The organism is Providencia sp. PROV141 (assembly GCF_028481645.1).
Lineage (GTDB): Bacteria > Pseudomonadota > Gammaproteobacteria > Enterobacterales > Enterobacteriaceae > Providencia > Providencia rettgeri.
Genome location: NZ_JAMPPR010000015.1, coordinates 19,637 through 35,752 on the forward strand (window position 1 = coordinate 19,637; position 16,116 = coordinate 35,752).

Annotated in this window: 13 protein-coding genes; 4 read left to right on the forward strand and 9 right to left on the reverse strand. The window is 38.6% G+C overall.

Translation table 11 applies throughout. The features are described from left to right. Positions 1 to 105: 105 nt before the first annotated feature. Together cueO and hpt are read left to right on the forward strand one after the other, a co-directional pair. A complete protein-coding gene (gene cueO, locus PSF09_RS10740; protein ID WP_272665688.1) occupies positions 106 to 1,737 on the forward strand; it encodes a multicopper oxidase CueO in 1,632 nt (543 codons plus the stop codon). Positions 1,738 to 1,863: 126 nt separating this feature from the next. Then, the gene (gene hpt / locus PSF09_RS10745) at positions 1,864 to 2,400 is read left to right on the forward strand and encodes a hypoxanthine phosphoribosyltransferase (RefSeq protein WP_125891608.1); all 537 of its coding nucleotides are present in this window, start codon (positions 1,864 to 1,866) and stop codon (positions 2,398 to 2,400) included. Between the two features lie 72 nt (positions 2,401 to 2,472). Here the strand turns inward: hpt and PSF09_RS10750 are convergent, their stop codons facing one another. Both PSF09_RS10750 and can read right to left on the reverse strand, forming a co-directional pair. Next, complete coding sequence (locus PSF09_RS10750) at positions 2,473 to 6,624, reverse strand: two-partner secretion domain-containing protein (protein ID WP_272683879.1); 4,152 nt, start codon at positions 6,622 to 6,624, stop codon at positions 2,473 to 2,475. A gap of 437 nt (positions 6,625 to 7,061) precedes the next feature. Beyond that, complete coding sequence (gene can, locus PSF09_RS10755) at positions 7,062 to 7,715, reverse strand: carbonate dehydratase (RefSeq protein WP_042851647.1); 654 nt, start codon at positions 7,713 to 7,715, stop codon at positions 7,062 to 7,064. Between the two features lie 257 nt (positions 7,716 to 7,972). On the opposite strand from can, the gene PSF09_RS10760 reads away from it, so the two are divergent. After that, positions 7,973 to 8,914 carry an ABC transporter ATP-binding protein gene (locus PSF09_RS10760; protein ID WP_004913716.1) on the forward strand — a complete coding sequence of 314 codons (942 nt, stop codon included), beginning with the start codon at positions 7,973 to 7,975 and terminating at the stop codon, positions 8,912 to 8,914. Then, on the forward strand, positions 8,911 to 9,681 hold the full coding sequence (locus tag PSF09_RS10765; RefSeq protein ID WP_272683880.1) for an ABC transporter permease: 771 nt from the start codon (positions 8,911 to 8,913) through the stop codon (positions 9,679 to 9,681). Before PSF09_RS10760 ends, PSF09_RS10765 begins: the two co-directional genes overlap by 4 nt. A 126-nt stretch (positions 9,682 to 9,807) precedes the next feature. Here PSF09_RS10765 and panD read toward each other — a convergent pair whose 3' ends face one another. The 7 genes from panD to sfsA all read right to left on the reverse strand — a co-directional run bounded on the left by panD (position 9,808) and on the right by sfsA (position 16,091). After that, positions 9,808 to 10,188: an aspartate 1-decarboxylase gene (panD, locus tag PSF09_RS10770; RefSeq protein ID WP_272665843.1), complete on the reverse strand. Its 381-nt coding sequence runs from the start codon at positions 10,186 to 10,188 to the stop codon at positions 9,808 to 9,810. Positions 10,189 to 10,401: 213 nt separating this feature from the next. Further along, positions 10,402 to 11,265 carry a pantoate--beta-alanine ligase gene (gene panC / locus PSF09_RS10775; protein ID WP_272683881.1) on the reverse strand — a complete coding sequence of 288 codons (864 nt, stop codon included), beginning with the start codon at positions 11,263 to 11,265 and terminating at the stop codon, positions 10,402 to 10,404. Between the two features lie 30 nt (positions 11,266 to 11,295). Continuing rightward, positions 11,296 to 12,087: a 3-methyl-2-oxobutanoate hydroxymethyltransferase gene (panB, locus tag PSF09_RS10780; RefSeq protein WP_272683882.1), complete on the reverse strand. Its 792-nt coding sequence runs from the start codon at positions 12,085 to 12,087 to the stop codon at positions 11,296 to 11,298. 58 nt (positions 12,088 to 12,145) lie between these two features. Further along, on the reverse strand, positions 12,146 to 12,637 hold the full coding sequence (gene folK / locus PSF09_RS10785; RefSeq protein ID WP_210836140.1) for a 2-amino-4-hydroxy-6-hydroxymethyldihydropteridine diphosphokinase: 492 nt from the start codon (positions 12,635 to 12,637) through the stop codon (positions 12,146 to 12,148). A 17-nt stretch (positions 12,638 to 12,654) separates the two neighbouring features. Then, positions 12,655 to 14,001: a polynucleotide adenylyltransferase PcnB gene (gene pcnB, locus PSF09_RS10790; protein WP_210836166.1), complete on the reverse strand. Its 1,347-nt coding sequence runs from the start codon at positions 13,999 to 14,001 to the stop codon at positions 12,655 to 12,657. A 728-nt stretch (positions 14,002 to 14,729) separates the two neighbouring features. Further along, a complete protein-coding gene (gene dksA / locus PSF09_RS10795; RefSeq protein ID WP_004260494.1) occupies positions 14,730 to 15,185 on the reverse strand; it encodes an RNA polymerase-binding protein DksA in 456 nt (151 codons plus the stop codon). 195 nt (positions 15,186 to 15,380) lie between these two features. Beyond that, positions 15,381 to 16,091 (reverse strand): DNA/RNA nuclease SfsA, encoded by a 711-nt coding sequence (gene sfsA / locus PSF09_RS10800; RefSeq protein ID WP_272665693.1) that lies wholly within the window; start codon positions 16,089 to 16,091, stop codon positions 15,381 to 15,383. Between the last annotated feature and the right edge of the window lie 25 nt (positions 16,092 to 16,116).

Sequence of the window (16,116 nt, forward strand, 5' to 3'; positions counted from 1 at the left end):
GCTTTATCATACCTTCATTAAACCATGTTTTGCTTCGAAAGTGTAATTTGCCATAAATTACACCATTAATGATTATTGATTTGATAAATAAAAGGAAGGTTATCAATGCTACGTCGCGATTTTCTTAAATTAAGTGCTATCACGTATGCTGCAAGTGCGCTGCCTATTTGGAGCCGCATCGCGGTCGCAGCGGGAAATTACCCTACATTAGCGATCCCCCCCTTATTGGAGCCCGATGCACAAGGTAACATTCAGTTGGTTATCCAGCAGGGTGTTTCACAATTTGTTCCTGGAAAGCAAACGACGACATGGGGTTATAACGGCAATTTATTAGGCCCTGCAATTAGTTTGAAAAATGGACAGAATGTTAATATCAATATTGTTAACCAACTGGCAGAAGACACGACAGTTCATTGGCATGGTTTAGAAATTTCAGGTGAACAAGATGGCGGCCCCCAAGCAATAATCCAACCTAACGCAAGCCGAAAAGTGAATTTTACGGTAAACCAAAGTGAAGCGACATGTTGGTTCCATCCTCATACTCATGGAAAAACCGGCTATCAAGTGGCAATGGGATTAGCAGGCCTTGTATTAATTAAAGATGATGACAGCATAAAGCATGGCTTACCAAATGATTGGGGTGTTAATGATATTCCAGTCATTTTGCAAGATAAACGCCTAAAAGATGATGGGCAAATTGATTATCAACTTGATGTGATGAGTGCCGCAGTGGGTTGGTTTGGCAATATCATGCTAACGAATGGTGCTGTTTATCCTAAACATGTTGCCCCGAAAGGTTGGATACGATTAAGGTTATTAAATGGCTGTAATGCTAGAAGCTTAAATATTTCCACCAGTGATGGACGTAAAATGTATGTCGTTGCGAGTGATGGTGGTTTATTGGCTGAGCCGATTGCGCTAACCGAATTACCTATCTTGATGGGAGAGCGTTTTGAGGTATTAATTGACGCCTCCGATGGCCGCGCATTTGATTTGGTAACGCTACCTGTCGGGCAAATGGGAATGACGATTGCACCATTTGACCAGCCTTTGCCAGTACTGCGTATCGAAACAACGTTGACAAAAGGGAAAGGTGACTTACCATCAACACTTGCAGCCATACCCGCGATTCCTTCTCTTGCTGGCTTAAATCGCCGTCGTTTCCATTTAATGATGGATATGCGCTTAGATATGCAAGGCATGATGATGTTACGTGAAAAATATGGCGATCAGGCGATGGGGAATATGGGCGGTCATGGTGCAATGATGGGGAATATGAACCACGGCAACATGAATGCAGGTAATATGGATCATGGAAATATGAATCATGGAAATATGAATGGCAAAATGGGAAGTGGCGGCCATTGTGGCACAGGTTCTGATGGCTTGGATATTCATAATGCGAATACTATAAATGGGCAAGTTTTCTCAATGACGCATCCTGCATTCAACGCTCCTATGAATCAACAAGAAATTTGGGTCGTTTCAGGGCGTGGTGATATGATGTTGCATCCATTCCACGTTCATGGCACGCGTTTTCGTATCCTAAAAGAAAACGGCCAAGCCGTAGAGCCTCATCGTCAAGGTTGGAAAGATATTGTCAAAGTAGAAGGGCAGGTGAGTGAAATTTTAGTTGAATTTAAACACCCTGCAACACAACAGCACCCTTATATGGCTCATTGCCATCTCTTAGAGCATGAAGATACGGGGATGATGTTAGGCTTCACTGTGAGTTAACAGCCACATTTACTTTCAGAGAAAATGCAGTGTGAAATTTTAGCACTGCATTTTCCTTTATTAGTATATGCGTGCTGCCTATGTTAAAATTACGCGCTTTCCATTCCCATAGATGCGTAATAGAAGATGAAACATACCCTTGAAGTGATGATCTCTGAAGAAGAGATTGCTCAACGAATCAGTGAATTAGCCGATAAAATTAGTGCTCATTATCAAAAGCTTGATGGTGAATTAGTCCTTGTTGGCTTACTAAAAGGTTCATTTATTTTTATGGCCGACTTATGCCGTAAGATTGATGTTCCCCATGAAGTCGATTTTATGACAGTTTCAAGTTACGGTAATGCGATGACATCAAGCCGTGATGTTAAAATTGTCAAAGACTTGGATGAAGATATTCGCGATAAACACGTCTTAATTGTTGAAGATATTATTGATTCAGGTAATACCTTAAATAAAGTACGTGAGATTTTCGAATTACGCGGCCCTAAATCTGTCGCTATTTGTACATTGCTGGATAAACCTTCACGTCGAGAAGTACAGGTTCCTGTTGAGTGGATTGGTTATTCTATCGAAGACAAATTTGTGGTGGGTTACGGTATTGACTATGCTCAACAATATCGCCATTTGCCTTATATTGGCCATGTAACGTTACTTGAAGATTAATATTTTCAGGTGAACTCGATGAAAAAGGACAGCAAAGCTGTCCTTTTTGTTTTATCACATTCCAACAATGTGTTAATGGGTATTAATGATCACATTACTACCCGTGATTTGCCCGTAGTTGTTTGATAGGCTAGGCGTTGTCACTGTAGTTATGTTTCTTGAGTTAATTTTTCCATTATAGTTATTAATAGAACGTGCTGCTTTAGCTGTTAAATCAAGGTCTGCATTCATTAAACCACTATAATTGGAAATTGTATCTGCGGTTGCTTTCAGATTTCCTGCACTTTTAATTTGAGCATAGTTATTAATGATTTCATTACCCATTGTAATATCAATATCAGCCTCCCCAGACGCAGGGAAAATAGCATTGGTTTGAATAATGCCAGAAGTATTATTCAATTGGGTACCTTTCATTTTGATACTACCATTTTCCGCAATAATTCCACCATTTTGCCTCACTAAGCCAAGGTAAGGTGCGTTTTTACTAAAGTTAGTTGCATTTATGTTACTAATATAATTGGCATTCATGACAATGTTATTGTCAGCTTTAATCAATCCATTAGCATTATTTAAATATTCAGAGATAAAGTTAAGGTTAAATCCTTTAATATAACCTGCGTTGTTAATTAAATTATCAACACGGAATGTTGATTTACCATTCCCAGAGGCAATAACCCCAGCATTGGTTAATTTAGGACTTGTGATATTTAATAGTTTTGCACTACTAATCGTTGACCTGTAATCATTCTGAATCTCTTTATTTGCAGTGATATCCATGCGACCAGTTTCAGTTTTAATGGCAGAAGCATTATTAATAACTGAATCAGCATCAATATTGACTCGGCGGTTAGCACTGATCGTACTATTATCTCTGTTACTTAAAGAGCTTCCGGTAAAATTAAAATCTCGGCCAGCGGTAACTTTTGCACTCATAAAGGAAGCTAATGCGGCAGTTAAATTAATATCATTTGCAGCGATAAATCTATCATCTCCCCATTTGCTATAGTAACCACTTTGGGTAATAAGATTTCGTTCAACATTGATATTAATATCTCCAGTTTCAGCTTTAACTAAACCTCCACTAGCGTAGTAATCATTAAAGATATTCATATTCACATTTTTATTAGCGCTGATAAGTGCGCCATGCTGGCTGACGAATTGACCATTAGATGTCAAATTAATATCACCGGCACTAGAAATAATAGAGGCATTAATACCATTAGAAAATTGATAACCACCATTAGAAGCTATATAAATATCGCCAACAGATTGGATCACTGTGGCATTATTGACATTGTAGGCATTTATGTTTAAGCCAGAATTTCCTGCATTAATTAAGCCTTTATTGACTAGAGAACCACCAGAACCGACTAAGTTAATGTTTATTTTGTCAGCATTTAATTTACCAGTAGCCGCGATTGTTAACCCATTGGTTGAACTATTCGTGTTAGTCAGTGGCGATAATTCATTACCATTTGTATCAAACAGACTATTACCTGTAGCGATATTTAACTCTTTTGCTTTAACATCACCATTAATGAGTACTGAGCGAGCAATAAAATCCATGGCATCAGTCGATGTCATGGTTTTATTTATTGTCACTTGACCTTTATTAACGTTATAACCAATTAAATTACCGGCAACGACTAATGGTGTACCAGTAACGAATGCTCCACGTTCTGCATTAATAAAGCCACAGCTGTTACAAGTAATACCGGATGCATTAGCCACAATGACTTGAGCGGCACTACCAGCAACTTCCATCATTCCATTAATGGTACTGACGTTATTACCAACGACTTCATTTAGAATAACGCGAGCTTCACTTCCTGCGGTGATATTATTATTACCAGAAATATTGCCACCTAACTGTGTTGAAGTCATTGTACTACTATTATTAAAGATGGTTCCTTTATCTCTTACATTGAAGCTTTGATAAGTATTATGGGAAATCCCTTTATCAGTCGGTTTTTTGATATGAATAATATTTAGGCCATCTGGTCTATAGATAATTCCTGTCCCATCAAGGCTATAAGTATCATTTATATCATTAGTTGAAATGGAAGGGGCATAAAGTTCAGTGATACCTATTGATGACAATTTGCCATAAGTATTATTAATGTTATTTGTCGATTTAATGATTAATTTACTACCAGAGTTGATTTTTCCAGAGTAGTTATTGAGTGATTTAGTGTTGATAGCAATATTACTGTCGCTTGCTAGTTCACCATAAGTATTATTAAAATCACCCGTTAAATTAAACTCCATTCCACCAGGTGATGCAGCTCTTTCTTGAGCAGTACTTTTAAATAACCCATAATTATTAAATACGTTAGCACCAGTAACGGTAATTCCACCATCTAAAACTTCAATGCCACCAATTTTATTTGTTAACTCGAATTTATTGGCAACTCGGCTAAAGTTACTTGAATAGTAATTGTTTAATTGAGTAATATTTAATATCATATCGTTATATGAACGAATATATCCTGCATTATTACTTAATGATTTAGCATCAATATCCAGTTTTTTAGCATCAATGAAACCTTGATCATTGTTAATAGTATTAGATGTGATGCTTAGCTGATCACCCGCAATAAATCCGTTTCTATTATCAAGGTCGTTAACTTTGATATTTGATTCGTAAGTAGGAACTGGAACGGTATTCGGTACATTAGTTGGGGAAATAATTTTTCCCGCGTTCACAAGCTTTGCCGAAGTAATGTTTAAACCACGGCCACTGCTGATAACGGAATACGCATCATTGGTGATATAGTTTTTGGCATTTAAATCTGATTTTGCATTAGTTGTAATTATTGAGGATGACTTATTTACAATTGTATTAGCATCAACTTTTACTCTCCGCTTAGCCGTTATACTCGAGCTAGTATTTTGAAGGGAATCGATTAATTCTAAATTAATATCTCTGCCAGCTTCAATTTTTGATCTTTCATTTGTCATGTTTTTAGCTATGACATTAATATCCCTAGCTGCAAAAATTCCATTTCCAGTATTAGATGTATTATTTCCATGGTAAATTGAATTTCTTACATCAAGATTTACATCTGCAGTATCAGATTTAATTAACCCGTTACTGTTTTGAATACTCATGGATTTAATATCGACATTATTTTTAGCTTGAATAACCCCATTATTATTTGAAACAGTGTTATTGGTGCGTAAATTAATATCGCCAGCGGTTGAAACGAGTTTTCCTTTATCGTTATCGAAAACGACATAACCTGAACTAGTTTCATTTGTGACGATATTTAGGTTATTTTTGGCACTGACCAATGCTTTGTTATGAAAAGTATTTACATTTAGGTCAATATCACCAGTTGATTCTATTTTATTACTGTCATTAGCAAGGTACCATGCAGACTTTATGCCTAATCCACTATTTCCTGCTGATATAACCCCTTTATTCCTAACACCGACGCCACTTTCAGTAGAAACTAAAGTAATCTTATCTGCATACATGCCACCTAATGCCGAAACATCAATACCGACAGAAGGGCGGGTACCCACAGGTGTGACAGTAGAAACGACATTACCATTTGCGTCGACAAAGTTATTCCCAGTGACAACGTTGATTTCTTGTGCTTTTAATTGACCATTGATCATTGCTGAACGAGCAATAAGTTCTGTGGGGGAATCAGAGTTTAAATCTTTATTAATGATAATTTGTCCCTTAGCTACGTTATAACCAAGTAATTCCCCATTACCCACAATTGGTTTTCCCGTTGTGAGCGTTGTGCTTTCGGTATTAATAAAGCCACAGCTATTACAGGTAATCCCAGACGGGTTAGCAACAATCACTTGTGCTTTTTTACCCGCAACTTCGACCATACCATTTAAGGTTGTTGCGTTATTCGAGTTAACCTCATTAATAATAACGGAGGCTTCGCCACCTGATAAATTAAGGTTTCCATTAATCATCCCACCTAATTGAGTGTTAATATTGTCTTTACTATTATTTAGGATAACGCCCTTATTATCGACATCAAATTTATTGTATATATTGTGAGAAACACCTTTATCACTGGCTTTATTAATATGGACAATAGTTGGACCATTACTGTTGGTCATAACTCCTGCACCATTAGTATTAATTATTTCGGCATGAGCAATAGAAGTGACACCTAAAATTGCAGAAACACATAAAACGATTGGCTTTAGTTTTAACGTAGAGGTATAGGACCCAATTTTGATAGGTTGACTCATAGAAATATCCCTAAATATGATTTGAGATTAATATTTATAAACTAATAATATTCCATTATAGCTAGTGAATTATGAGCCAAAATAAAAATAAGTATATTTAAAAATACTTATTTGAAAGTAATTTTTCTACCTTAATATTAAATATTATTAATGATGTTATTATAGATGAATATGTGACGGAGATATATAATTCTTTTGTAATCAAAGGGTAAGATTTACTCTGTATTAGAATAATTATGTGATAATACCTAGTGTTATATATTTAATTGCTTACTCATATTTGTTGTTAATGATAAATTTGCTTTAATTGAATTTTATTTTTATTTTCTTTTTTTTAGTCGATTGAAAGGAAAGTTTTTTATATTCTAATTACGCTGATTTAGGATTTAATAAGAAAGAAGCTCTTAGTTATAAGAGCTTCCAATTTATATTTTAAATTACTTTTTTTGAGTTAAAGTAGAAATGGCTTCACGGTAACACAATTCAAGTTTTTCTCGACTATCGGCAGTAATATGTAAGTCTTGTAACCGACCATTATTAATCCCATATACCCAACCGTGGATCATCACTTTTTGGCCACGTTTCCATGCAGATTGCATGATAGTTGAATGCCCTAAGTTATAAACTTGCTCAACGACATTTAATTCACATAAACGGTTCAGACGCTCACAAGGCTTTAATTCACCCAACATAGAGCTATGTCTGTACCAAATATCTCTTATGTGTAAGAGCCAGTTATTAATTAAGCCAAGTTCGGTGTTATCAACCGCTGCTTCAATACCACCACAGCCATAGTGGCCACAAATAATGATGTGCTCAACTTGCAAGACATCAACGGCATATTGAATGACAGATAAACAGTTTAGGTCAGTATGAATAACTAAGTTGGCAACATTACGGTGGACAAAAAGGTCGCCAGGTGCCGCGTTAATGAGTTTTTCTGCAGGTACTCGGCTGTCAGAGCAGCCTATCCATAAGAATCTCGGCTTTTGCGCTTTTGATAATTCTTTGAAGAATTCGGGGTCTTGTTCATTGACTGATGCTGACCATGCTTCATTGTTAGCAAACAGCTCTTCGATTTTTCTCATCATGACTTATAGCCTAGTTGTGTTACTTTGCGATAAAATCTTATACAACATTTATTGATTAATTAATAATTAGTTATACTAATTTTAATGCCCTTATGATGAACCTGTCTTTTCGACAAGACAACCTTAAATTTATAACATATTGAATTATATTGTATAAACTAATTATCTCTTTTCTGCATAACATAGAGCAGAAAAAAGTGGCATCATGGTGATATATTGCCTTCAAACTGTCCTAAGAATAAAGGTTTTTTTTACATATGACATATGCACTTGAGTTATCGCAGTTAACCAAAACCTATCCAGGTGGTGTGAAAGCCCTGAAAGGGATTGATCTGAGCGTTGAAGACGGTGACTTTTACGCATTGTTGGGACCAAATGGCGCGGGTAAATCAACAACGATAGGGATTATTAGCTCGCTGGTAAACAAAACGAGCGGGTCTGTAAAAGTATTTGGTTATGATTTAGAAAAGCAAGTTGTGCAAGCAAAGCAGCAACTTGGCCTAGTGCCTCAAGAGTTCAATTTCAATCCATTTGAAACGGTATTACAAATTGTCCTTAACCAAGCCGGTTATTATGGGGTTACGCGCTCTGTTGCGGTACAACGAGCAGAACAGTACCTAACCCAGCTTGATTTATGGGAAAAGCGTGATGAGCGAGCGCGTAATTTGTCCGGTGGTATGAAACGCCGTTTAATGATAGCCCGTGCGCTGATGCACCAACCAAAACTATTAATTTTGGATGAACCCACAGCGGGTGTTGATATTGAGCTGCGTCGCTCAATGTGGACATTTTTAAAGAATCTTAACGCTCAGGGAACGACAATTATTTTAACAACTCACTATTTGGAAGAGGCTGAAATGTTGTGCCGTAATATTGGTATTATTCAACATGGTGAATTAGTTGAAAATACCAGCATGAAGCAATTATTGAGCCAATTAGAATCAGAAACCTTTATTTTTGATTTAATGCCAAAAAGTCCGATCCCTCAATTATTAGGGTATGAATCTCGTTTGATAGATACTTCAACACTTGAGGTTGATGTTAAAAGAGAGCAAGGTCTAAATAGTGTCTTTAGCCAATTTAGTGAGCAAGGTGTTCAAATTTTAAGTATGCGAAACAAAGCAAACCGATTAGAAGAGTTATTTGTTAACTTAGTTAAAAGAGAAAGTAATGCAACCGAGAAGGAGATTGCAAGATGATCTCATTATATTGGGTCGCATTAAAAACCATTTGGATAAAAGAAGTCACGCGGTTTGGTCGTATTTGGATACAAACATTATTACCACCGGTGATCACAATGTCGCTGTATTTTGTGATTTTTGGTAATTTAATTGGTTCAAGAATTGGTGATATGGGCGGTGTGGATTATATGCAATTCATTGTCCCTGGGTTGATCATGATGGCGGTGATCACTAATTCATATTCAAATGTTTGTTCTTCTTTCTTTGGTTCTAAATTTCAGAAAAATATCGAAGAATTACTGGTTGCTCCCGTTCCAACACATATTATTATCGCAGGTTTTGTCGGCGGTGGTGTTGCTAGAGGGATTTTAGTGGGTTTTCTTGTTACATTGGTATCGTTATTCTTTATTCCATTGCAAGTACATTCATGGGCAATGGTCGTCATAACGTTATTGCTAACCGCAATTGTATTTTCACTTGCTGGTTTACTAAATGCCATCTTCGCTAAGACATTTGATGATATTAGTATTGTTCCAACCTTTGTCTTAACACCATTAACGTATTTAGGCGGTGTGTTTTATTCACTATCGCTGTTACCACCGTTTTGGCAAGCTATCTCTAAACTGAACCCAATTGTGTATATGATCAGCGGCTTTCGTTATGGTTTTTTAGGAATAGCTGATGTTTCTATCGCGATTACGTTAGGCGTCTTAATGATTTTCTTAGTCGTTTTTTATGCATTAACATGGATCTTAATTGAGCAAGGTAGAGGCTTAAGAAGTTAAATTTTTTGGCTGAAATTGTGTAAAAAAAAGCGGCTTTTGATACTTAATGTAATCAAAGGCCGCTTTTTATTGAGACAGATATAAATAGTGGTACTAATCAAGTTGTTGGATAAATAAAATCCAACATTATGCCACTTGAACAGGAACTGCTTTTGCGATGCGACTCATTTTATTATTTTCATCAAAGTAAGCCACTTTTGGCTTATGTAAGTGTGCATCGTCGTCTTCCATCTGAACATAAGAGCAAATAATCAGTTTATCACCAACCGCAGCGCGGCGTGCAGCAGCACCATTAACCGAGATAATTTTTGAGCCCCGTTCGCCTGAAATAGCGTAAGTCGAAAAACGTTCACCATTATCAACGTTGTAAATATCAATGGCCTCGTATTCAAGGATCCCAGCGGCATCCATAAAGTCCTGATCAATCGCGCATGAGCCTTCATAGTGTAGGTCTGCTTGTGTGACTGTGACGCGATGGAGTTTGCCTTGCAACATTCTTCTTAACATTTTTTCTTCCTCATTTGGCTCACAGCGTTGTTGGTGGCGTTCTCTCGCCCTAGTCACATACTTATGTATGCTCCTAGGGTCTCGTTTACTTACCGCCTAGCTGTGAATCAAATGAGTTTGAAAAATAAAAGTCATTCAGAGCACAGCATTTTAATTAACGCTATAAACACAGTAATTGCAATGTGTTATTTTATTTTTATAAGTGATTTATTTTTATGCAATATTACTTGGTAGGTCAACTTGTAAATTGTCAATAAGACGCGTTTGACCTAACCATGCCGCCATTAAAATAACCGCACGTTTACTGGACTCACCAAGTGGTAATAATGTATCTGCATCGCGAATAAATAGCTCATCAGGAGTAAAACCGACTTCTCGTAAGCTATTGTTCATCTCTTCAATAATAACTTCAGATGCATCAGGTTCAGCCACTAATTTTTCACCCGCTTGTTGCATAATTTGATACAGCTTAGGCGCTGTTTTTAGCTCTTCTGCTGACAAGTTGTTGTTGCGTGAGCTCAGTGCTAGGCCATTCTTAGCTCTAACCGTTGGAACGCTAACAATTTGTGTATCAAATGATAAGTCAGCAACTAACTTACGAATTAATTGTAATTGCTGGTAATCCTTCTCACCAAACAAGGCAATATCTGGCTGCACTAAGTTGAACAACTTAGTAATAACTGTTGCGACACCTTTAAAGTGCCCAGGGCGGCTAGCACCTTCTAACATAGTTGATAATTCAGGAACTTCGACAACAGTCTGTTTTTCCATACCTTCTGGATAGAATTCTTGAGGGGAAGGCGCAAAAACCACATTGATGTCACGACGTTTTAGTTTTTCGCAATCTTCTTGCAAGGTTCGTGGGTAATTGGCTAAATCAGATTGCCTATCAAATTGCATCGGGTTAACGAAGATACTGGCAATCACAACATCAGCCTGTTTTTTCGCTTGGTCAATGAGTGTTAAGTGACCATCATGTAAATTACCCATTGTTGGGACAAGTGCAATACGTTTGCCTTCTTGTTTCCAACGGCGGATTTCACGGCGTAAGATAAGTGCCGTTTCAACGATAAGCATACGTGTGTTCCTTATAATTTCTGGCATCAGTTAAGAAAAAGAATGGGCTTCACTCGGGTAAATGCCATCTTCTACTTCTTGGATATACATACGAATAGCATCATGAAGGTTGCCAGCTTGAGCTAAAAAGTTTTTTGCGAATTTAGGGGCTCGTGCGGTAATCCCCAGCGCATCATGCATAACAAGAATTTGCCCATCAGTCCCATTTCCCGCACCAATACCAATCACGGGCAATAGTAGCTCTTCCGTAACATGATTGGCTAAGGTGGTTGGAACACATTCGAGAACCAATAATTGGATACCTGCATTTTCTAGTGCAATTGCATCCTTGAGTAATTGATTGGCGGTGACTTCATCACGTCCTTGAACTTTATAACCACCAAGAACATTGACGGCTTGTGGTGTTAAACCTAGGTGGCCACACACAGGAACAGAGCGTTCTCCTAGCATTCTTACGGTATCACATAACCAACTGCCACCCTCAATTTTGACCATGTTTGCGCCTGCCTGCATTAAAATAGCCGCATTGGTGCAAGCTTGTTCTGGTGTGGCGTAACTCATAAATGGCATATCTGCAATAATGAAGGCATTTGGGGCACCTTTGCGAACGCATCGGGTATGGTAAGCAATTTGCTCGACAGTAACCGGTAAGGTGGAGGATTCACCTTGAATCGTCATTCCCAGTGAGTCTCCAACGAGCATCACTTGGATACCTTGCTCATAAAATAATTGAGCAAAGCTTGAGTCATAGGCTGTCATAGTTGCAAATTTGTGTTTGTCTTTTTTAAACTGACATAAATCAGCCAGAGAAATTGGTTTCATTATAATAACCTCCGGAAATGATCTCCCTGCGACCATACCTCATAAGAGGTTGAACATTTCAGGCTGGAATATCCCAAAACGTTAGGCCATTTCGAGGGACTTGTGTGAGTCTTTCTGAAAGCTTTTCGCCATCAGGAAAAACAAGGGAAGGGGCGATTTCACTAAGCGGATACAACATAAATTCACGCTCTTTTAGCCCATAATGTGGAACGATCAACCGTTCAGTATTGATGATACGGTTACCAAAAAGCATGATATCGAGGTCAAGCGTTCGTGGACCCCAACGTTCCTCTTTGCGTACACGGCCCAGCTCAAGTTCGATTTTTTGTGTATAGTTGAGAAGAACTTCGGGCTCAAGACTTGTTTCAAGTAGTACAGCCAGATTAAGAAAATCTGGCTGATTTTGCGGGCCTAGAGGCTTCGTTCGATAAACAGAAGAGGTTGAAACAACGCGGCTATTGGGAATCGCATCTAAAGCTGCAATAGCTTGCTGTGCCTGTAATAGTGGCTCACCAAGGTTACTTCCTACAGCAATATAGACTTGTTCCATTGTATTCTCTCTATCTATTATGACTTATTCGGCCGACGCGCCCCGGAACCACCTTGTGATGAACGTGGACGATGGCGACGGCGAGTGGGGGCATTGCCTAATTCCGAAATCATTTCACGCTGTTTGATATTATTTGCTTGCTGAAAATCAGTCCACCATAACGCTAGTTCTTGTAACTCGTTGCGGTGCTCGACATTAGCTCTTAATTCTAATAAATCAAACGCTGCACGGAATTTTGGGTGTTCCATTAATTTATTGGCACGACGACCTTGGCGACGAGGTAAGCGTAACTGCAATAACCAAATATCACGCATCGTGGTTGTAATGCGTTTTGGGATCGCAATCGAACGGCACTGCTCGTCTAGAATGTCATTCATTGCCAGCGCAAAGGCGTCGTAATAGGCCAGCCCACCTTCTTGAGATAACTTTTCAGCATGCTCTGTAACTGGGTACCATAACATAACAGCAAATAAAAACGCAGGGTTAACACGCTTATCATTTTTTAGTCTGAAGTCAGTATTTTTAAGAACTTGCTCAATGATTTTTTCCATTGGCGAATCACTGTTATCCGTAAAACGGCTTGCGACAACAGGGAAAAGTTGCTCAAACAAACCATACTTTTTGAGCATTTTGTAGGTAGCGTAACCTTGGCCTGCTTGGAGTAATTTGAGGGATTCTTCAAATAACCGAGCAGATGGAATTTCTCTCAATAAATGAGCAAGTTGGTAAATTGGCTCAGCGGTTTTTGGTTCGATGCTCATATTTAATTTGCAGGCAAAACGTACCGCTCTTAGCATTCTGACAGGGTCTTCACGATAGCGTGTTTCAGGGTCACCAATTAGACGTATAACGCCAGCTTTGAGGTCATTCAATCCATTAACGTAGTCACGTAATGTGAAGTCTTCAATATTGTAATATAGGCTATTAACGGTGAAGTCCCGACGAATCGCATCTTCTTCAATGGAGCCAAAGATGTTATCGCGTAATAACATGCCGTTTTGTGCTTGTGCTGATAAGTTTTTGTCATCTGATGCATTTTGGTCATGGTGGCCACGGAAAGTCGCAACTTCTATGATTTCGGGGCCAAACATAATATGTGCTAGACGAAAACGGCGACCCACTAAACGGCAATTACGGAACAATTTGCGGATCTGTTCAGGTGTTGCGTTCGTCGTAATATCGAAGTCTTTAGGTTTTTGACCTAAAAGCAAATCACGCACACCACCACCCACTAAGTAGGCTTCAAAGCCACTTTTGTTTAAGCGATACAGCACTTTTAATGCATTGTCACTAATATCACTGCGCGAAATAGGGTGTTCGGAACGCGGGATAACAGTAATGTTTTCGTCGTTTACGGTTGTCATTGTAGGGCGCTTCTCAGGTGTTGAATCGGCACGTTGAGATTGACGAACCGTTTTTTTAATAGGGGTTGTTTTATGGGGTTGAGCTGTGTTCTGCTCTTTAGATGCGGTTTGCGCATGAGCAGAATGAGTGACTGGCCTTTTACCGGCTGCCTGACTATCTCGCGAAGGATCACGATGTTGTACTGCATCTTCAGGGGATGCGTCTGTATTGCGAGATAAAATATTACGGCAGAAATTTGCTACTCGGTTAAAAATAGTACACCTCGATGTCATTACCAATATTCATTAAACAAAATAAGCGGCTAATCATAGCTCACAGAAGTTTCTTTGAGAATGGTTAAACGAATAAAAGTCACCTCTAATTATAAACGTTACCTATAAAATTTACGTAAAATAATAGCCCAAAAAGCGTTCTCGCTATAGGCGGATACGATTAGAAGCCTTATTTTAAGCGATTTTTTGTTGTCAGTTAATTATTTAACCTCAAACTGTGGAGCAAAAAAATAACATAATCTATTTGCGTAAAAAATTATGTGAAAGTAAATATTTATCTTATTTAAAGGCGAGTGATAGGCGATTGTGGGCATCAACTGGCAGAAAATAGGGAGTAGGATGAGAGTTACTTGATGGTTAATGTAAATCAAGAGTCAGGAGTGGAACATAATAGCATGAAGCGTTTCCCTTGTAACGGCGCAGTAATATGCGCCGTTCAGGACTCCATATAGACACTAGCCTGCCATTTGCTTTTCGCGAATTTCTGCTAATGTTTTACAGTCGATACATAAATCAGCGGTAGGACGGGCTTCCAAACGACGGATACCAATTTCTACACCACATGATTCACAATAGCCAAAGTCGTCATCTTCAACTTTTTTCAGCGTTTTTTCGATTTTCTTAATCAGTTTACGTTCACGGTCCCGGTTACGTAATTCAAGGCTGAATTCTTCTTCCTGAGCGGCTCTATCAACGGGGTCTGGAAAGTTAGCTGCCTCATCTTGCATATGAGTAACAGTCCGGTCCACTTCATCTCTGAGTTGATTGCGCCATGCTTCGAGAATGAGCTTAAAATGCGCCAACTGGGCCTCGTTCATGTACTCTTCGCCAGCTTTTTCATGATAGGGTTCAACCCCAGCAATGGCGAGAATGCTTAAGGACGATGTCTTACGTTTTTGCCCTTCTTGCATAATGCTTCTCCTACACACGCAAATTTTACAAAAACCCCAAGGGGGAAAAATTAAGGTCGCTATAAATAGCAGAAGACTGCTCTCTTGGCAATCGTTCCTGCAATGAGTTTTGTAATGCTGTGAGGGCGAGCGTGTTTATTCCCTTTTTAGCGCCCAGAACTCTGCGGCCTCGTATAAAAATCGGTTAAAAAAACTTTATTTAATAGAGTTAAAGTGAATCTGCTTACTTAACGCCATTTGTTGAACAGTTATATCAGCTTGATAACAAAGCACTTCAACGCCACTTTGTCTCGCTTCCTCTAATAATTGCGCATATTGCTTATCAATATGAGCCGCTGCTGATGCTACGTGAATACCCGTGTGCAAAGCAACAAACAATAGTATGGCTCTTTTTCCTTCTTTCGCAATATGCATGAGCTCTCTTAAATGCTTTTGGCCTCTAAGTGTCACTGCATCAGGAAAGAACCCTTGATTATTTTCGAGTAAAGTTACTGATTTTACTTCGATAAAGCAATCTGGTAATCCATTTTGCGTTAAAAAGAAATCGATTCGACTATTTTCTGTGCCATATTTAACTTCAGGTTTTATTACACCGTATTCGGATAATTCTGGAATGTGTTTTTCGGTTAAGGCTTGTGCAACTAACTGGTTCGCACGAAGGGTATTAATGCAAATAAAATGGCCGTGTGCGGTTTGGGTTAATTCCCAACTGTACGGGTATTTACGTTTGGTATTATTGGAAGTTGAATACCAAATGGTATCACCAGGGGTAGCACAACCTGTCATAGCGCCTGTATTTGCACAGTGAATGGTAATTTCTTCACCGCTCGGCAAAGTGACGTCAGCTAAAAAGCGCTTGTAACGCTTAATTAATGTAGCTGGTTGTAAGGCGGGTTCAAATTCCATGGGGTCTCCGCTATCGTTGTCGGTA